This window comes from Flagellimonas alvinocaridis (assembly GCF_004916895.1).
In the GTDB taxonomy this organism is placed as follows: domain Bacteria; phylum Bacteroidota; class Bacteroidia; order Flavobacteriales; family Flavobacteriaceae; genus Flagellimonas; species Flagellimonas alvinocaridis.
Map to the genome: position 1 here is coordinate 1 of NZ_SNTZ01000057.1, position 587 is coordinate 587.

The following is a 587-nucleotide window of genomic DNA, read 5'->3' on the forward strand; positions in this document are numbered from 1 at the left end:
TGATGTCCGTACCGGCGTTCACGACCGTCTCCGAGCCATCCGCCGCGTTGGCCGTGATCTGCGTGTCCACATAGTTCTTCGTGGCCGCGTCCTGGGCATTGGTCGGGTCCGTCACATTGGTGATCGAGGTCCCCGCGCTGTTGCCCTCGGAAAGCACTTCCGACAAGGTCTGGTCGTCGCTGCCCAAGTTGGCCAATGGCACCTGTAGTGTACCGTTGCTGTCCTCTATCTCTAGGTTCGCCCCGCTCACCTCGAAGCGGGTATTGATCTCATTGGTCACGCTACCGTCCACCTCGGTGAAGGTGCTGTTCACAACGTAGGGGTCGCCTGTGGTGCCTGTGCCGCTCACACTGATGTCCGTACCGGCGTTCACGATGGTCTCCGAGCCATCGGCCGCGTTCGCCGTGATCTGCGTGTCCACGTAGTTCTTCGTGGCGGCGTCCTGCGCATTGGTCGGGTCAGTAACGTTCGTAATGGATGTGCCCGCGCTGTTGCCCTCTCCCAGCACGCTCGCCAAATTTTGTATCTCGTTGGTGATGCTTCCGTCCACCTCCGTGAAGGTGCTGTTCACGATATAGGGGTCGCCT

Annotated in this window: 1 protein-coding gene; it reads right to left on the reverse strand. The window is 60.3% G+C overall.

Features of this window, described 5'->3' with window-relative positions:
* On the reverse strand, positions 1-587 hold a 587-nt coding region (locus EZV76_RS17130; protein WP_161594442.1), incomplete at both ends, for a hypothetical protein.